The sequence below is a fragment of the Achromobacter sp. B7 genome (genome assembly GCF_003600685.1).
Classification (GTDB): domain Bacteria; phylum Pseudomonadota; class Gammaproteobacteria; order Burkholderiales; family Burkholderiaceae_B; genus Achromobacter; species Achromobacter spanius_B.
Genome location: NZ_CP032084.1, coordinates 3,258,845 through 3,276,156, shown reverse-complemented (window position 1 = coordinate 3,276,156; position 17,312 = coordinate 3,258,845). Strand labels below are relative to the sequence as shown.

The 17,312-nt window shown below is 67.0% G+C and carries 6 protein-coding genes; all 6 read left to right on the top strand.

What is annotated here, in order from left to right:
- Positions 1–30: 30 nt before the first annotated feature.
- The 6 genes from DVB37_RS14665 to DVB37_RS14640 all read left to right on the top strand — a co-directional run bounded on the left by DVB37_RS14665 (position 31) and on the right by DVB37_RS14640 (position 17,310).
- Entirely contained in the window at positions 31–1,116 is a 1,086-nt protein-coding gene (locus tag DVB37_RS14665; RefSeq protein WP_120157505.1) for a GTP 3',8-cyclase MoaA, read from the top strand.
- A gap of 27 nt (positions 1,117–1,143) precedes the next feature.
- Positions 1,144–1,803 carry a carbonic anhydrase gene (locus tag DVB37_RS14660; protein ID WP_046806711.1) on the top strand — a complete coding sequence of 220 codons (660 nt, stop codon included), beginning with the start codon at positions 1,144–1,146 and terminating at the stop codon, positions 1,801–1,803.
- Positions 1,800–2,297, top strand: coding sequence for a molybdopterin-guanine dinucleotide biosynthesis protein B (gene mobB, locus DVB37_RS14655; RefSeq protein ID WP_046806712.1), 498 nt, complete (start codon positions 1,800–1,802; stop codon positions 2,295–2,297). Before DVB37_RS14660 ends, mobB begins: the two co-directional genes overlap by 4 nt.
- A gap of 148 nt (positions 2,298–2,445) precedes the next feature.
- Positions 2,446–4,458: a type IV pili methyl-accepting chemotaxis transducer N-terminal domain-containing protein gene (locus DVB37_RS14650; protein WP_240433876.1), complete on the top strand. Its 2,013-nt coding sequence runs from the start codon at positions 2,446–2,448 to the stop codon at positions 4,456–4,458.
- 12 nt (positions 4,459–4,470) lie between these two features.
- Positions 4,471–5,145: a response regulator transcription factor gene (locus DVB37_RS14645; protein ID WP_046806713.1), complete on the top strand. Its 675-nt coding sequence runs from the start codon at positions 4,471–4,473 to the stop codon at positions 5,143–5,145.
- A gap of 501 nt (positions 5,146–5,646) precedes the next feature.
- A complete protein-coding gene (locus DVB37_RS14640; protein WP_162941217.1) occupies positions 5,647–17,310 on the top strand; it encodes an ESPR-type extended signal peptide-containing protein in 11,664 nt (3,887 codons plus the stop codon).
- The last annotated feature ends 2 nt before the right edge of the window (positions 17,311–17,312 follow it).

The window sequence follows — 17,312 nt, the reverse complement described above, 5'->3', positions numbered from 1 at the left end:
GACCCTGCGGTAATGGACGACCCCGCCGTAATGGACGGCCCCGCCGCCGCCCGCGACTTTTGCACGCTGACTGACGGCTACGGCCGACGCATCGATTACCTGCGCGTGTCCGTCACGGATCGCTGCGACCTGCGTTGCAGCTACTGCCTGCCCAAGGATTTCAAGGGCTTTGAAACGCCCGCCAACTGGCTGACGCATGCCGAAATGGCGCGGGTGATCGGCCTGTTTGTGGCGCTGGGCGTAGGCAAGGTGCGGCTGACGGGCGGCGAGCCGCTGCTGCGTCGGGGCGTGGCGGATCTGGCCGGCGCGGTCGCCGCCATGCCCGGCGTGACCGACCTGTCGGTATCCACCAACGGCACGCAGCTGGCGCGCCATGCGCGGGCGCTGCGCGCGGTGGGCGTGACGCGGCTGAACGTCAGCCTGGATACGTTGGATGCAGACGCCTTCAACCAGATCACGGGGCGTGACTGCCTGGCGGACGTGCTGGCCGGCCTTGCCGCTGCGCGCGGCGCGGGCTTTGCGCCCATCAAGCTCAATAGCGTCGTGCACGCGGCAACGCCGCACGCGGACGTGCGGCGGTTGTTGGACTACGCCATCTCGCAGGGCTTCGTGCTACGCCTGATCGAACCCATGCCGATGGGCACGTGCGGGCAAGGCATGCGGCATACGGACTTGAATGCGCTGGGCGCCACGCTGGCCGCCGAGGCGGGGCTGGTGCCGGCGATGCCGGTAGCGGGCCGGCCGTTGGGGCAAGGCACAGGCACGCACGCGGGCTCGGGTTTCGGGTCGGGTTTCGGTTTGGGCTTCGGCGCCGGCTCCGGCCCCGCCCGGTACTGGACCGCCGGCCATGGCGCGCCGGTGCTGGGCGTCATCACCCCCATGTCGCGCCATTTCTGCGCGGCCTGCAACCGTGTCCGCCTGGGCGTGGACGGCACCTTGTACCTGTGCCTGGGCCAGGAAGACCAGGTGCCCCTGGGCCGCATGCTGCGCGCCGGGGCCACCGACGCCGAGCTGACGCGCGCCATCCTGGCCGGCATCGCCGCCAAACCGGAACGCCACGACTTCCTGGCCCAGCCGGATCGCATCGTGCGCTTCATGGCGCAGACGGGCGGCTGAAGGGCGGCTGAAGGACGAGGAAAAATCATGCGCGACATCGAACGATTCATCGACGGCTTCCAACGTTTTCAACAACAGTATTACGAGGAGGCACCCGCGCTGTACCGCCACCTGCGCGATGGCCAGCACCCCAGCACCTTGCTGATCGGATGCTGCGATTCCCGCGTGGACCCGGCCATGTTGCTGGGCTGCGACCCCGGCGACATCTTCGCCGTGCGCAACGTGGCCAACCTGGTGCCGCCGGCCAGCGCGGATCGTGGCCTGCAAGGCGTGCTGGCGGCGATTCAATTCGCGGTCGAGCAACTGCGGGTCAGCCGCATCATCGTGCTGGGCCATGCGCATTGCGGCGGCATCCGCGCGCTGATGGAACAGCGCACCCGCAGCGATGGCGAAACCGATTACCTGGAACGGTGGATGGACATCGCCGAACCGGCCCGCGACCGCGTGTTGCGCCAGATGCCGGCCGCGACCGACGCCGAACGGCGGCGCGCGTGCGAGCAGGCGTCCATCCTGATTTCGCTGCGCAACCTTGACGACCTGCCATTCGTGCGGCGCGCCGTGGCGGCGGGCAGCCTGACGCTGCACGGCTGGTATTTCGATCTGGTGGCCGGGGCATTGCTGGCATACTCGCCCCGGGCAGACGCGTTTCTACCCATTGTCTGTCCCTTGTTTTCGGAGCATGCATGAGCCCAGTTTTCGGTATCGCCGGCCGGTCCGGCAGCGGCAAGACCACGCTTATCGAAGCGATGCTGCCGCTATTGGCGGCGCGCGGCCTGCGCGTGAACGTCATCAAGCACAGCCATCACGACTTTCAGATGGAACCGCCTGGCAAGGACAGCGCGCGCTTTCGGCTGGCGGGCGCGCAGGAGGTGATGGTGGCCTCGCCGTACCGCTACGCCATCGTGCATGAATTGCGCGACGCGCCCGAACCCACGCTGGACGAGCAATTGGCGCGGCTGTCGCCCGCCGACCTGGTGCTGGTCGAAGGTTTCAAACAGGCCGCGATTGCCCGCCTAGAAGTTTATCGACCCGCCCTGGGCAAGCCTGCGCTGCATGCGGAGGACGGCAGTTTCCTGGCCGTTGTGACTGACACCGCGCTGGACACCGCCTTGCCATGCCTGCCGCTGAACGACCCCGCGCGGGTCGTGCAATTCATCTGCGACCAACTGGGCCTGCCCTGAAGGCGAATACACTAGGCACCGCGCGGGACGCACGGCGGGCATTGCAAGCATCGCAACCACCGCCAACACTGCATCGCGAGTCCCGCATTGCAAGTCCCGCACCGCAAGTCCCGCACCGCAAGTCCCGCATCGCCCTGATCCGATCACCATGACGATTTCTCCGTCCACCGCCGGTACCGCCACCCCCACCGACCGTGGCGCCACCGCCAGCGCTGCCTCCGGCGCCCGCACCGCTGCGCCGGATGTCGGCTCCGACGGCCTGCCGTCGCCCCGGCATCGGCTGTCCACGCGCATCGTCGCCAGCTCACTGGCCGCGTTGGTGGTGGTGCTGTCAATGATCAGCTGGACGCTGTGGCTGTCGTGGCAGCTGGAAGGCGCGGGCGCCGCCATCAATGACACCGGCAGCCTGCGCATGCGCGCCAACCGCGTTGCCGTCGAGCTGATGCGGCCGCAAGCAGGCCGCGAGGCGCGCAGCCAGGAACAGATGGCCGAAATGGACGAAACCATTTCCCGCCTGGCGCGCGGCAACCCGGCACGCCCGCTTTTCATCCCCAATAACGAAGCGATCCGCACGCAATGGCATGACGTGGCCAATTACTGGCACGACGTGATGAAGCCCGCTGCCCAGCGCGCGCTGACGCAACCTGACGCGGCCGTGTACTTGCAGACGCTGCCCGAGTTCGTCACCCGCGCGGACACGCTGGTGCGCATGATCGAGCAAGACAACGCCGGCAAGACCACGGCGTTGCGGCTGTCGCAAGGCGTGCTGGCCGCAATCGCCTGCGCCGGCACGCTGGCGATGATCTATCTGCTGTACCTGTGGATCATCGCCCCGGTGCTGCGCCTGCGCGACGGCCTGCAACGCATGGCCGAGCGGGATTTCAGCACGCGGCTGCCCGTGGAAAGCGAAGACGAATTCGGCGTGCTGGCGCGCGGCTACAACCGCATGGCCGACCAGCTGCAAGACCTGTACACCGGCCTGGAAACGCGCGTCGAACAAAAGACCGCGCAGCTGGCCGCGCAAAACCGAGACATCGGCGCGCTGTACGACATGGCTGCCTTCCTGAATCAGCCCAACGACATCGAAGCCATGTGCGACGGCTTCCTGCGCCGCGTCATGTTGCAGTTCGACGCCGACGGCGGCAGCATCCGCGCGCTGGACCCCGACAACGAAAAGCTCAACCTGGTGGTGTCGGTGGGCCTGTCCGACGCGCTGGTGGAATCCGAACATTGCATGAAGGTGGACGACTGCTATTGCGGCGTGGCCACGCGCCAGGCGGGCGTCGTCGTCATCCAGGATTTCCGGCATTCACCGCCCGACATGGACTTGAACTGCGTGCGCGACGGCTTTGCCAGCGTGGCGGTGTTCCGCATCGTGACGCGCGATGAAGTGCTGGGTTCGTACTCGCTGCATTTTCGGCAACAGCGCCGGCTGGCGCCGTCCGACTCGCAGCTGCTTGAAACGCTGGGCCAGCATCTGGGTGTGGCGCTGGATAACCGCCGCCTTAGCGCGCAGGCCCGGCAACTGGCCGTGGTTCAGGAACGTGGGCTGGTCGCGCAAGGCTTGCACGACAGCCTGGCGCAAGGGCTGAATTTCCTGAACCTGCAATTGCAGATGCTGGACGCGGCCGTCAAGCGCGGCGACGAAGACGAGGTGGCTGAAATTCTGCCGCTGCTGCGCACCGGCGTTGACGAAAGCTATCAGGACGTGCGCGAATTGCTGAACAACTTCCGCACCAAATTGGGCCAGGGCGACTTGCAAGCCGCTATCGAAAGCACCGTGGAGCGTTTTCGGCGCCAGACGGCCATCGACATCACGCTGCGGTTTGATCGGGGCGAAGGCGCGCCGTTGCCGCCTGACCAGCAACTGCAAGTCCTGTTCATTCTGCAAGAAGCCCTGTCCAACGTGCGCAAGCATTCCGAGGCCAGCCGCGTAGACGTCACGGTGGGCAACGACCGCGACTTCAGCCTGCACATCGTCGATAACGGCCAGGGCTTTGATCCCGCCGATGTGGCGGCGCGCGGCGACGCGCACGTGGGCCTGCACATCATGCAAGAGCGCGCGGCCCGCATGCGCGCCCTGATAAAACTCGAATCGCAGCCCGGCGCCGGTACGCGCGTCATGCTGACTTTGCCTGGCAGCGAGCGCCAGGCCGCCTGACCTTTATTGACCATGCCCATCCGTATCCTGCTTGTCGATGACCACACCCTGTTCCGTTCCGGCGTGCGCCTGCTGCTGCAACGCCAGCCCGACTTTGAAGTGGTGGCCGAAGCGGGCGACGGCGTGGAGGGGATCAAGCGCGCCAAGGAATTGCAGCCCGATGTGATACTGCTAGACTTGAACCTGCCCGGCTTGTCCGGCCTTGAAACGCTGCAACTGCTGACGCAGGATCTGCCGTCTTGCGCGGTCATCATCCTGACCGTGTCGGAAGAAGCCGATGAACTGGGCCAGGCCTTGCGCGACGGGGCGCGCGGCTATCTGGTCAAGAACATCGACGCCGACGTGCTGACATCGGCCATCCGGCGCGCAGCCAGGGGCGAATCGGTGATAGCCGAAAGCATGACGGCCAAGCTGGTAGACCAATTCCGTGGCCAGGCCACGCAGGCGGCCCAGGCGGCGCAAGGCAAGGGCGCGGCCGAACGCCACCGCCTGACCGCCCGCGAGACGCAGATCGTGCAATGCCTGGCGCGCGGCGCCAGCAATAAAGTCATCGCGCGCGAACTGGACGTAAGCGAAAGCACGGTGAAGATCCATGTGCAGAACGTGCTGAAGAAATTGAACCTGACCAGCCGGGTGCAGGTGGCCGTCTATGCGGTGGAACACGGCCTGTATTCCGAAGAAGAATGACGGCTGCGTCATTAAACAATGACGGGCATGAAATATTGAATCTAAGACCGAATTCAATATTAGTACGACGGGAATATCCGGGTTTCTGTCAATTCATATAAATAAGATTTCAGGCATCTGGCATACCGAATCCGTTTTGGTATCGCCGGATACTGCGTCCGTTTTTTCATCTTTCCGCCATGCCACCCCATTGGCATTGTCAGGCGGCATAACCCTCTCCCGACGTTGTCTCCCTTGCCGCCCACCGTTGAATCGGTGTGCGGCGAATCATTTGCGCGCGGCTTTTTTTTAGCAATTCGTTTTTGCCATCTGATTATTCAGACGGAATTTATAAGAGGTTTCACGCGCTAGCGACAAAACACAAGTCGGATTAATTCCTTTCACTAGGATTCGTGACAGAAATGTCTGAATTTGCTGGGAAAAATCCTCTGATTCCTACTAGAAGAATCAGCGTCGCATTTACTGCTGGCGAATCGCGAAATTCGTCAATGGAGATTGGCCGTGAATAAAATCTATAGCCTCGTTTGGAACCGTGTGACCGGTGCGTGGGTCGTCGTGTCGGAATTGACGAAATCCCGTGGAAAGTCCAATCGAGGTGCGCGGCAAGCCGCGTTGCGCAGGGCGGGCGGCATCGCGGCGCCATTGATACTTGCGGCGGCAATGGGAGGGACGGTCTGGGCGGGTACCGCCATCCAAGGTTTGATCACCAACCCCATCACGACCGGGGGGCTTACGCCCGCCTCGGTCGACGCAAACTCTATTGCCATCGGCGGCGGTTCCGGGGCAACCGCAACGAACGTCAGTATCGCCATTGGCGACGTGTCGATTGCCACGGGATCCAACTCCATTGCGATAGGGCGCCTTTCCTCGACAACCGGCAACAATGCGACGGGTGTGGGCTCGCAGTCCTCGGCCACTGGTATCGGCGCGACGGCATTCGGGTCCAGCGCGAACGCAGGCGCAAACAATACCGTGGCCGTGGGCGCAGGCTCTACCGCTTCCAATACGGGCGCGACGGCCTTGGGCCAAGGCTCGACGGCGTCGGGCAACAGTTCCTTGGCGGTGGGCACGGGATCGACAGCGCTTGGCGCGGGCTCCGTGTCCATGGGGCTGAATACAACGGCAAGTGGCAATAGCACCGTCGCCCTGGGCCAATTGGCCAGCACCGGCGCGGGCAATGCCGTGTCCATAGGCGTCTCGTCGACAGCGACTGCGACCGGCGCAGTGGCGTTGGGTGCGGGCGCCGCCTCCAGCGGCATCGGCTCGATTGCCACCGGCGTCAACGCGCAGGCGATGAATCAGAACTCATTGGCGATCGGGTCCAGCGCTGTTGCAGGTGCGACCGTTGGTGGCCCGATCAACGACACGGCAGTCGGCAACAACGCGCAAGCCAGCGGCGGCAGTTCCCTGGCCGCGGGCAATGGCGCGCGTGCCACCGCTGCGGGCGCGGTCGCGCTGGGAGGCAACGCCACGAACGGCGCTTCTTCAGCCGCCATCAACGGCATCGCTATCGGCGGGCAGTCTTCGGTGACCGCCGTGGCAACGTCGGGCATCGCGGTGGGCCGTGATGCACGCGCAATCGGCGCTTTCGGCATCGCCGTAGGCGATGGAGCCAGGTCCAACGCCACCGGCCAGAACGTGGCGATCGGTTCGGCGGGCACCGCGGCCAACGCCGCCACGGCGACGGGGGGCGCGGTGGCCATCGGACGTCAGCAAAGCGCGACGGGCGACGGCGCCGTGGCAATCGGAGATCCGAACACGGCCACCGGCACGGGCGCGGTGGCCGTCGGCGCTGAAAATAACGCGACCGCAATCGGCGCGCTGGCGATAGGCAACGCAAACTCGGCTATCACGCCGGGGGCTGTGGCACTGGGTTCGGGATCGCAGGCGCACGGCGGTAACGGCGCATTCGGCGCGGGCTTTTCGTCCAATGCCTCGGGGCGCGGCGCGGTGGCCATCGGCAACACCAACCCGGCAACGGGGCAAGGCGCGGTCGCCATCGGCGACTTGAATACGGCAACGGGGCTGGCATCCATCGCCATGGGCTCGGGTTCGCTGGCCACTTCGGCCAGCACCATTGCGCTGGGCTATCAGGCCGCCGCGACATCCGGCCAGGCCGTCGCGATCGGCTATCAAACCGTGACCGCGGGCACCAATAGCGTCACGGTCGGTTATCAAAGCAGTGCGGCCGGGTCGAACTCGGTGGCGTTGGGCGCCAATGCCTTCGCCACGGGCACCTCGTCGGTCGCGATCGGCCAGGGCGCCATCGCTCAAGGGCTGGAAGACACCTTCATCGGCGTAGGCGCGGGCACAGGCACCTTGGCTAGCCGTGGGCAGAACACCGCCATCGGCGCGTACGCGGGATCGCTGGCCACGGGCGAGGGCACCACCGCCATCGGGCAGGACGCGGGCCAGAGCGTGTCGGGCGACGACAACCTGGCAGCAGGCCGTGGCGCGGGCAGCAACGTCACGGTGGACCGCACGGTGGCGCTGGGATATCTCGCCAACACCAACATCGCAAACTCCGTGGCCCTGGGCAGCAATGCGTCGACGACAGCGGCGCTGTCCACCAGCACGGCCGGCGTGACGTCGTACGGCAGCAGCACGATCGGCGGCAACACCTACAGTTTTGGTGGCGGCCAGGGTACGCCCACCGGGGTCGTCAGCGTGGGCGATGCGGGTTCTGTACGCCGCATCCAGCGCGTGGCGACGGGCCTGCTCAGTTCGAACAGCACCGATGCGGTCAACGGCTCGCAGCTGTACGCCGTGGCGCAGCAGATCTCTGCCGGGGCGTCCACGCCCACCAACTATTTCAACGCGAACTCAACGGTTACAGGGGCGGGCAGCAATACCCGCGCCAACTCCGGGGCAACGGGAACCGACGCCGTGGCGATCGGCGCCAGCGCCGCCGCCACCGGGCTGAACGACATGGCGTTCGGCAAGACGGCCACGGCGGGGGCGGGCAACGCCATCGCCATCGGTGTCGGGGCGCAGGCGACCGGCATCGCATCCATAGCGCTGGGCGCGGGCGCGACATCGACCGTGCCGGGCGGCGTTGCACTGGGCACGAACGCGGTGGGCTCGACCAACATACAGACCAGCGGTGTGGTGTCGCCCAGCACGGCGGGGCCGATCGCGGGTATCGCCTTCGACAACACGTCGAATATGGGCGTGGGCGCCATTTCTGTCGGCACGGCCACCGGCAAGCGCCAGATCAAGAACCTGGCGGATGGCTCCGATCTGACGGACGCCGTCACCGTGCGGCAGATGACGGCGGTGACCAGCGCGGCCAACTCGGGCATGAACAACGTGGGCACCAGCGTTGCCACCAACCTGGGCGGCGGCGCGACCTACACGGCGGCTACCGGCACCATCGGCACGCCAACCTACAGCGTGCAAGGCACGTCCTACACCAACGTGGGCACCGCGATAGGCGGGCTTAACACGGCGGTGACGAACCTGGCGACGGGCAAGATCGGCCCCTTTGTATCCGACAGCAGCGTGACCACGGTGCAGGCGGTGTCCTCGGGCGCCGGCGCGGCCGCGGGCGGTTTCGGCGCGTCGGCTACCGGCGCGGCATCCACCGTGGTAGGCAACCAATCGAGCGATAACGCGGTTGCCAACTCCGCCGTCCTGGGCCAGGGGGCGTCGGTCACGGCAGGCTTGACGGGCAAGAACGTGGTGCTTGGTCAAGGTTCGACGGCGACGATCGGGTCGCAAGCCGGTTATTCCTCGTTCGGCCTGGCGGCGGCGCAGAGCTCCGCCGGTGAAGTGTCGGTCGGCACGGCCGGCAGCCGTCGCAAAATCACCAACGTGGCGGCCGGCAGCGCACTGACCGACGCCGTGAACGTGGGTCAGCTGAGCGGCGCGGCGTCCAACGTAGGCAGCAGCCTGGCCACCGGCCTGGGCGGTGGCGCTACCTACAACAGCACGGCGGGCACGGTCAGCGCGCCCAGCTACACGGTGCAGGGGACGGCATACACGAACGTGGGCGCGGCATTGACGGGGGCCAACACGGCCATTTCCAACCTGGTGTCGGGCGACACGGGACCGTTCGTCTCAGACAACAGCGCGACCACGACGCAAGCCGTGGCCTCTGCCGCGAACAGCAGCGCGGGCGGCTTTGGCTCGTCGGCGACCGGTGCGGCATCGACGGTGGTGGGCAATCTGGCCACCGATAACGCGGTGGCCAATTCCACCGTGATCGGGCAAGGCGCGTTGGTCGCCTCGGGCCTGTCGGGTTCCAACGTGGCGGTGGGCCAGGGGGCGTCGGCCACAGTGGGTTCGCAGACCGGCTATACCGCCTTTGGCTTGGCGGCGACGCAGACCTCGGGTGGTGAGATGTCGGTAGGCACAGGCGCCAGCCGTCGCAAAATCACCAACGTAGCGGCAGGCAGCGCGGCGACGGACGCGGTGAACGTCGGCCAGTTGACGGGCGCGGCATCCAACCTGGGCACCAGCCTGGCCACGAGCCTGGGCGGCGGGGCCGCCTACAGCAGCGCGGCCGGCACGGTCAGCGCGCCCGGCTACACGATTCAAGGCACGTCCTACGCCAACGTGGGCGCGGCGTTGACGGGTGCCAACACCGCCCTGACCAATCTGGCGACGGGTAAAACCGGTCCGTTCGTTTCGGACAACAGCGTGACCGCGACGCAGGCGGTGGCCTCGGCGGCGAACAGCAGCGCAGGGGGATTTGGGTCATCGGCCACGGGCGGAGCATCGACCGTGGTGGGCAATCAGGCCACCGACAACGCCGTGGCCAATTCCACGGTGATCGGGCAAGGCGCGCGCGTTACGGCCGGCTTGTCCGGCTCGAACGTGGCGCTGGGGCAGAACGCCAACGCCAGCACAGGGTCGCAAACCGGCTACACCGCGTTCGGCTTGTCGGCCACGCAGACGTCGGCCGGCGAAGTCTCGGTGGGCACGTCGGCCAACCGCCGCAAGATCAGCAACGTGGCGGCCGGCAGCGCGCTGAATGACGCCGTCAACGTGGCGCAGCTGAGCGGCGCCGCGTCCAACCTGGGCACGAGCCTGGCAACGGGCCTGGGCGGGGGGGCGACCTACAGCAGCGCGGCCGGCACGGTCAGTGCGCCCAGCTACACCGTGCAGGGCACGTCCTACGCCAATGTGGGCGCGGCGTTCGCGGGCACGGACGCGGCTATCAGCAGTTTGCTGACGGGCGATACGGGGCCGTTCGTGTCCGACAACAGCGTCACCACCACGCAGGCGGTGGCGTCGGGCGCGAACAGCAGCGCCGGCGGCTTCGGTGCATCGGCAACCGGCGCGGCGTCCACGGTGGTCGGCAACGAAGCCACCGACAATGCGGTCGCCGGCTCGACGGTACTGGGGCAGGGCGCGCACATCGCCACGGGCGTGTCGGGTTCGAACGTGGCGCTGGGGCAGGACTCCAGCGCGGCCACCGGTTCGCAGACCGGCTACACGGCGTTCGGCTTGTCCACCGCGCAAGATTCCGATGGCGAGGTGTCGGTGGGATCCAGCACCATCCAGCGCAAGGTCACCAACCTGGCGGCCGGCAAGGCGCCGACCGACGCCGTCAACGTGGCGCAACTGAGCGGCGCGGCGTCCAACCTGGGCGCCAGCGTGGCGACGGGCCTGGGCGGGGGGTCCGCCTATAACCCGGCCACCGGCCAGGTCGCGCCGCCCAGCTTCGGCATCCAGGGCGGCACCTACAACAACGTGGGCGACGCGCTGAGCCAGCTGGATTCCGCGGTAAGCGGCATCAGCAGCGGCAGCACCGGGCCATTCGTGTCGGACGACAGCGTGACGGCATTGCAACCGGTCGCCTCCGGTGCCGATGCAGTGGCGGGCGGCTTCGGCGCTTCGGCAACGGGCGCGGCGTCGACGGTCGTCGGTAACTCGGCGACGGATAACGCGGTGGCGGATTCCACTGTGCTCGGTCAAGGCGCGTCGGTTGCGGCGGGGCTGACGGGTTCTAACGTGGCGTTGGGTCAAGGCTCGACGGCCGCGGTTGGATCTGAAACCGGCTACACCGCCATCGGGCTGACGGCGGCACAAAGCTCCAGCGGTGAAGTGTCGCTGGGTTCGGCGGGTGCCGAACGCAAGATCACCAATGTTGCAGCGGGTAGCGCGGCAACCGATGCCGTGAACGTCGGTCAACTGACGGGGGTGTCGAACGCGGCGACGTCTGGTTTGAATACGCTGGGCACAAGCGTGGCATCCAACCTGGGCGGCGGATCGGCATTTGATCCGACGACCGGCACGGTTACCGCGCCCAGCTACGGTGTGCAAGGCAATTCGTACTCCAACCTGGGCGGCGCCATTGGCGGGCTGGACTCGGCAGTCACCGGTCTGGACTCGGCAGTCTCCGGCCTGGACTCGGCAGTGGCTGGCCTGGACTCTGCGGTTTCCGGTTTGGACTCAGCGGTCTCCGGCCTGGACTCCGCAGTTGCCGGCCTGAGCAGCGGCAACATCGGGCCTTTTGTGTCGGACAACAGCGTGACGACGACGCAAGCCGTCGCGTCGGGCGCCGATGCGTCGGCGGGTGGCTTCGGGGCTTCGGCAACGGGCGCCGCGTCGACGGTCCTGGGCAATTCCGCGACGGATAACGCGGTGGCGGATTCGACTGTCCTGGGCCAAGGCGCGTCGATCACGGCGGGGCTGACGGGTTCTAACGTGGCGCTGGGTCAAGGCTCAACGGCAACGATAGGTGCCGAAACCGGCTACACCGCAATCGGACTGACGGCACCCCAAAGGTCCAGCGGTGAAGTGTCGCTGGGCTCGGCGGGCGCCGAACGCAAGATCACCAATCTTGCAGCGGGCAGCGCAGCCACCGACGCCGTCAACGTCGGGCAACTGACGGGTGTGTCGAACGCGGCAACATCGGGCCTGAATACGCTGGGCACGAGCTTGGCATCCAACCTGGGCGGTGGATCGGCATTCGATCCGACGACCGGCACGGTTACCGCGCCCAGCTACGGTGTGCAAGGCAATACGTACTCCAATTTGGGCGGCGCCATCGGCGGGCTGGATTCGGCAGTCACCGGTCTGGACTCGGCAGTGGCTGGCCTGGACTCTGCGGTTTCCGGTTTGGACTCAGCGGTCTCCGGCCTGGACTCCGCAGTTGCCGGCCTGAGCAGCGGCAACATCGGGCCGTTTGTGTCGGACAACAGCGTGACGACGACGCAAGCCGTGGCGTCGGGCGCCGATGCGTCGGCAGGTGGCTTCGGGGCTTCGGCCACCGGAGCGGCATCAACGGTTCTGGGCAATTCCGCGACGGATAACGCGGTGGCGGATTCGACTGTCCTGGGCCAAGGCGCGTCGATCACGGCGGGGCTGACGGGTTCTAACGTGGCACTGGGCCAAGGTTCGACGGCAACGATTGGTGCTGAAACCGGCTACACCGCGATTGGCTTGTCGGCAGCCCAAAGCTCCAGCGGTGAAGTGTCCCTTGGCTCGGCAGGTGCCGAACGCAAGATCACGAATCTTGCAGCGGGCAGCGCTGCAACCGACGCCGTGAACGTCGGGCAACTGACGGGGGTGTCGAACGCGGCGAAGTCTGGTTTGAATACGCTGGGCACGAGCGTGGCGTCCAACTTGGGTGGCGGATCGGCGTTTGATCCGACGACCGGCACGGTTACCGCGCCCAGCTACGGTGTGCAAGGCGATACGTACTCCAACCTGGGCGGCGCTATTGGCGGGCTGGACTCCGCAGTCACCGGTCTGGACTCGGCAGTCACCGGTTTGGACTCGGCAGTGGCTGGCCTGGACTCCACTGTCTCCGGCCTGGACTCCGCAGTTGCCGGCCTGAGCAGCGGCAACATCGGGCCTTTTGTGTCGGACAACAGCGTGACGACGACCCAAGCCGTGGCGTCGGGCGCCGATGCGTCGGCAGGTGGCTTCGGGGCTTCGGCCACCGGAGCGGCATCAACGGTTCTGGGCAATTCCGCGACGGATAACGCGGTGGCGGATTCGACTGTCCTGGGCCAAGGCGCGTCGATCACGGCGGGGCTGACGGGTTCTAACGTGGCGTTGGGTCAAGGCTCGATTGCGGCGATCGGTGCCGAAACCGGCTACAGCGCGATCGGCTTGTCGGCACCCCAAAGCTCCAGCGGTGAAGTGTCGCTGGGCTCGGTGGGCGCCGAACGCAAGATCACTAACCTTGCAGCGGGCAGCGCAGCCACCGACGCCGTGAACGTCGGGCAATTGACGGGGGTGTCGAACGCGGCGACGTCTGGTTTGAATACGCTGGGCACGAGCGTGGCATCCAACCTGGGTGGCGGATCGGCATTCGATCCGACGACCGGCACGGTTACCGCTCCCAGCTACGGTGTGCAAGGCAATTCGTACTCCAACCTGGGCGGCGCCATTGGCGGGCTGGACTCCGCAGTCACCGGTCTGGACTCGGCAGTGGCTGGCCTGGACTCTGCGGTTTCCGGTTTGGACTCCGCGGTTTCGGGCTTGGACTCTGCGGTTTCTGGCCTGGACTCCGCAGTTGCCGGCCTGAGCAGCGGCAACATCGGCCCCTTTGTGTCGGACAACAGCGTGACGACGACGCAGGCCGTCGCGTCGGGCGCCGACGCGTCGGCGGGTGGCTTCGGGGCTTCGGCAACGGGCGCCGCGTCGACGGTCCTGGGCAATTCCGCGACGGATAACGCGGTGGCGGATTCGACTGTCCTGGGTCAAGGCGCGTCGATCACGGCGGGGCTGACGGGTTCTAACGTGGCGCTGGGTCAAGGTTCGATGGCAACGATCGGTGCCGAAACCGGCTACACCGCAATCGGACTGACGGCACCCCAAAGCTCCAGCGGTGAAGTGTCCCTTGGCTCGGCAGGTGCCGAACGCAAGATCACGAATCTTGCAGCGGGCAGCGCAGCCACCGATGCCGTGAACGTCGGTCAACTGACGGGCGTGTCGAACGCGGCAACGTCTGGTTTGAATACGCTGGGCATTAGCGTGGCATCCAACCTGGGCGGCGGATCGGCATTCGATCCGACGACCGGCTCGGTGACCGCGCCGGCCTACAGCGTGCAAGGCAATACGTACTCCAATTTGGGCAGCGCCATCGGCGGGCTGGACTCCGCGGTCACCGGTTTGGACTCCGCCGTTTCCGGCCTGGACTCGGCAGTGGCTGGCCTGGACTCCACTGTCTCCGGCCTGGACTCCGCAGTTGCGGGCCTGAGCAGCGGCAACGTTGGCCCCTTTGTGTCGGACAACAGCGTGACGACGGCGCAAGCCGTGGCCTCCGGCGCTGATGCGTCGGCGGGTGGCTTCGGGGCTTCGGCAAGCGGCGCCGCGTCGACCGTCTTGGGTAACTCTGCGACGGATAATGCCGTGGCCGGTTCAACCGTCCTGGGTCAAGGCGCGTCGATCACGGCGGGCCTGACGGGCTCTAACGTGGCGCTGGGTCAAGGTTCAACCGCAACGATCGGTGCTGAAATCGGCTACACCGCGATTGGCTTGTCGGCAGCCCAAAGCTCCAGCGGTGAAGTGTCCCTTGGTTCCGCAGGTGCCGAACGCAAGATCACCAACCTTGCAGCGGGCAGTGCGGCAACCGATGCGGTCAACGTCGGGCAACTGACGGGCGTGTCGAACGCAGCGACAGCGGGCTTGAACACGCTGGCCACCAGCGTGGCAACCGGCCTGGGCGGCGGATCGGCCTATGACCCGGTCACCGGTTCGATCAGCGCGCCCACCTACACCGTGCAGGGCAATACCTACACGACGTTGGGCAACGCAATCGGTGGGCTGGATGCCACCGTGTCGAACATCAGCAGCGGCAAGTCGGGGCCGTTTGTGGCGGACGCGTCGGTCACCACCGCGCAACCATTGGCAGCAGGCGCCAACAGCGCGGCGGGCGGCTTTGGCGCGCTGGCCACGGGTGCGGCATCGGTCGTGCTGGGCAACCAGGCTACCGACAACGGCGTGGCCAAATCCACGGTGCTGGGCCAGGGGGCGACCGTCAATGCCGGCTTGACCGGCGCCAACGTGGCCTTGGGCCAGGGGTCGGTGGTGTCGATGGGCGCGCAGAACGCGTATGTGGCCTTTGGCCTGGCGGGCACGATCAGCTCGGCGGGCGAAGTCTCGGTGGGCTCGCCGGGCAACCTGCGCAAGCTGACCAACGTGGCGCCGGGCAGCGACCTGACCGATGCGGTCAACGTGCGCCAATTGCAAACCGTGAATACGCGTCTGGCGCAGGTGAATACCGACGCCTTGATGTGGGACCCGTCGTCCAACGGTGGCGTGGGCGCCTACACGGCCGCGCACGGCAGCATCGGCGGACCCAGCATCATCACCAGCGTGGCGCCGGGCGTGCTCAGCGCAACCAGTTGGGATGCCGTGAACGGAGCGCAGCTGTTCGCCACCAACGAAGCGATGTCGGAGTTGACCACGACCGTAAACAACTTTGCGGGCACGGTTGACCCGACCACCAACGGTCAGGGCGTTCGTTACGAGCGCACCAACGACACCGGGATGACACCGAGCAACGCATTTGCAAGGGGACAGGGCTCGACCGCCATCGGCTACAACGCCCAGGCGGACGGCGCGGGCAGCCTGGCCTTGGGCGCCAACACGCAAGTCACTGTGGATGGCGGTATCGCCATCGGCGAAGGCTCCATCTCGGATCGGGCCGCCGTGACGCGCGCCGCGACACGCGCCGTGGCGCCGGGGGCGTTCTCGGTGGGCGCGCCAGGCATGCTGCGCCAGGTCATCAACGTGGCCGATGGCACACAAGCGCAGGACGCCGTGACGGTGCGCCAACTGCAAGGAGCCATCGCGTCGGTTGCAGTAACGGGCACCCAGTACTTCCACGCCAACAGCACGTTGGTGGATTCGTTGTCGGTGGGCACGGACGCCATCGCCGTCGGACCCGAAGCGGTGGTCAACGGGGACTCGGGCATCGGCATTGGGCTGGCGGCGGAAGTGGACAGCACTGCCACCAACGGCATTGCCATCGGGTCCTCCGCGCGATCCGCGCTGGACTCGGCCGTGGCCTTGGGCTCGTCGGCCCTGGCCGGGGGCTCGCAGTCGTTGGCCTTGGGCGCCTCGGCGAGCGCCGCGGGTGATCGCAGCGTGGCGCTGGGCGGCTCCGCCAGCGCCGCCGGGGATAACACCGTGGCGCTGGGCACTGGTGCGCAGGCATTGCAAGCGGGCGACGTGGCGCTGGGCGCCGATGCGGTGGCCGACATGGGCGCGGCGCCGGCCTACACCGGCAAGTACTCGGGCGTGTCCAACACCATCGCTGGCACGGTGTCCGTGGGCACGGCGGGCGCGGAACGCACCGTCAGCAACGTGGCCGACGCGCAAAACGCTACTGACGCCGTGAACCTGCGGCAGCTGGATGGCGCGGTGACGCAAGCCAACCTGTACACCGACCAGCAGATCGCCACCGTCAATAGCGGCTTGACGCAAGGCGGCAGCGGCATGTTCCAGGTGAACCAGGCCAGCGCCACACCGGCGCCCACGGCCACCGGCGCGGATGCCACCGCGGCCGGCGCGGGCGCCGTCGCCTCGGGTGACGGTAGCACCGCGTTGGGCAACGGCGCCGAAGCGCGTGGCGCCAACTCGGTGGCGCTGGGGGCGGGCAGTACCGACGGCGGACGTGCCAACGTCGTGTCCGTCGGGGCGGCCGGCAAGGAACGCCAGGTGACCAACGTGGCGGCCGGCACGGCGCAGACGGACGCGGTCAACGTGCAGCAGTTGGACGCGGCCAAGCAGGGCTCGGTGCAGTACGTCACCACGCCGGGCACGGGCGCGGTTGACTACTCGCGCGTCACGCTGGGCAACGGCGGGGCACCGGTCACGCTCAGCAACGTGGCCGATGGCGTCGACAACAACGACGCCGTCAACGTGCAGCAGTTGAACGCCGGGCTGGGCGGCGCGGTGCAGCAGTCCAACGCCTACACCGACGGCAAGTTCCAGAACCTGCGCAACGACGTCGATCGCTATCGCCGCGATGCGGCGGGCGGCACGGCCACGGCGTTGGCGGTGGCGGGTCTGGCGCAAGCCTACGCGCCGGGCCGGGGCATGTTCTCCATCGCCGGCAGCACGTACGACGGGCAGCAGGGCTTTGCGATGGGCTTGTCCACCGTGTCGGCCAGCGGCAATTGGGTCTACAAGCTGTCCGGTTCCACCAACACGCGCGGTACGTATGGCGCGGTGATCGGAGCGGGCTATCAGTGGTAAGG

What these genes read in the sequence shown, in the direction of transcription:
- DVB37_RS14645 (WP_046806713.1), top strand. Translation starts at nt 4,471, where the DNA reads ATGCCCATCCGTATCCTGCTTGTCGATGACCACACCCTGTTCCGTTCC.
- mobB (WP_046806712.1), top strand. Translation starts at nt 1,800, where the DNA reads ATGAGCCCAGTTTTCGGTATCGCCGGCCGGTCCGGCAGCGGCAAGACC.
- DVB37_RS14665 (WP_120157505.1), top strand. Translation starts at nt 31, where the DNA reads ATGGACGGCCCCGCCGCCGCCCGCGACTTTTGCACGCTGACTGACGGC.
- DVB37_RS14660 (WP_046806711.1), top strand. Translation starts at nt 1,144, where the DNA reads ATGCGCGACATCGAACGATTCATCGACGGCTTCCAACGTTTTCAACAA.
- DVB37_RS14650 (WP_240433876.1), top strand. Translation starts at nt 2,446, where the DNA reads ATGACGATTTCTCCGTCCACCGCCGGTACCGCCACCCCCACCGACCGT.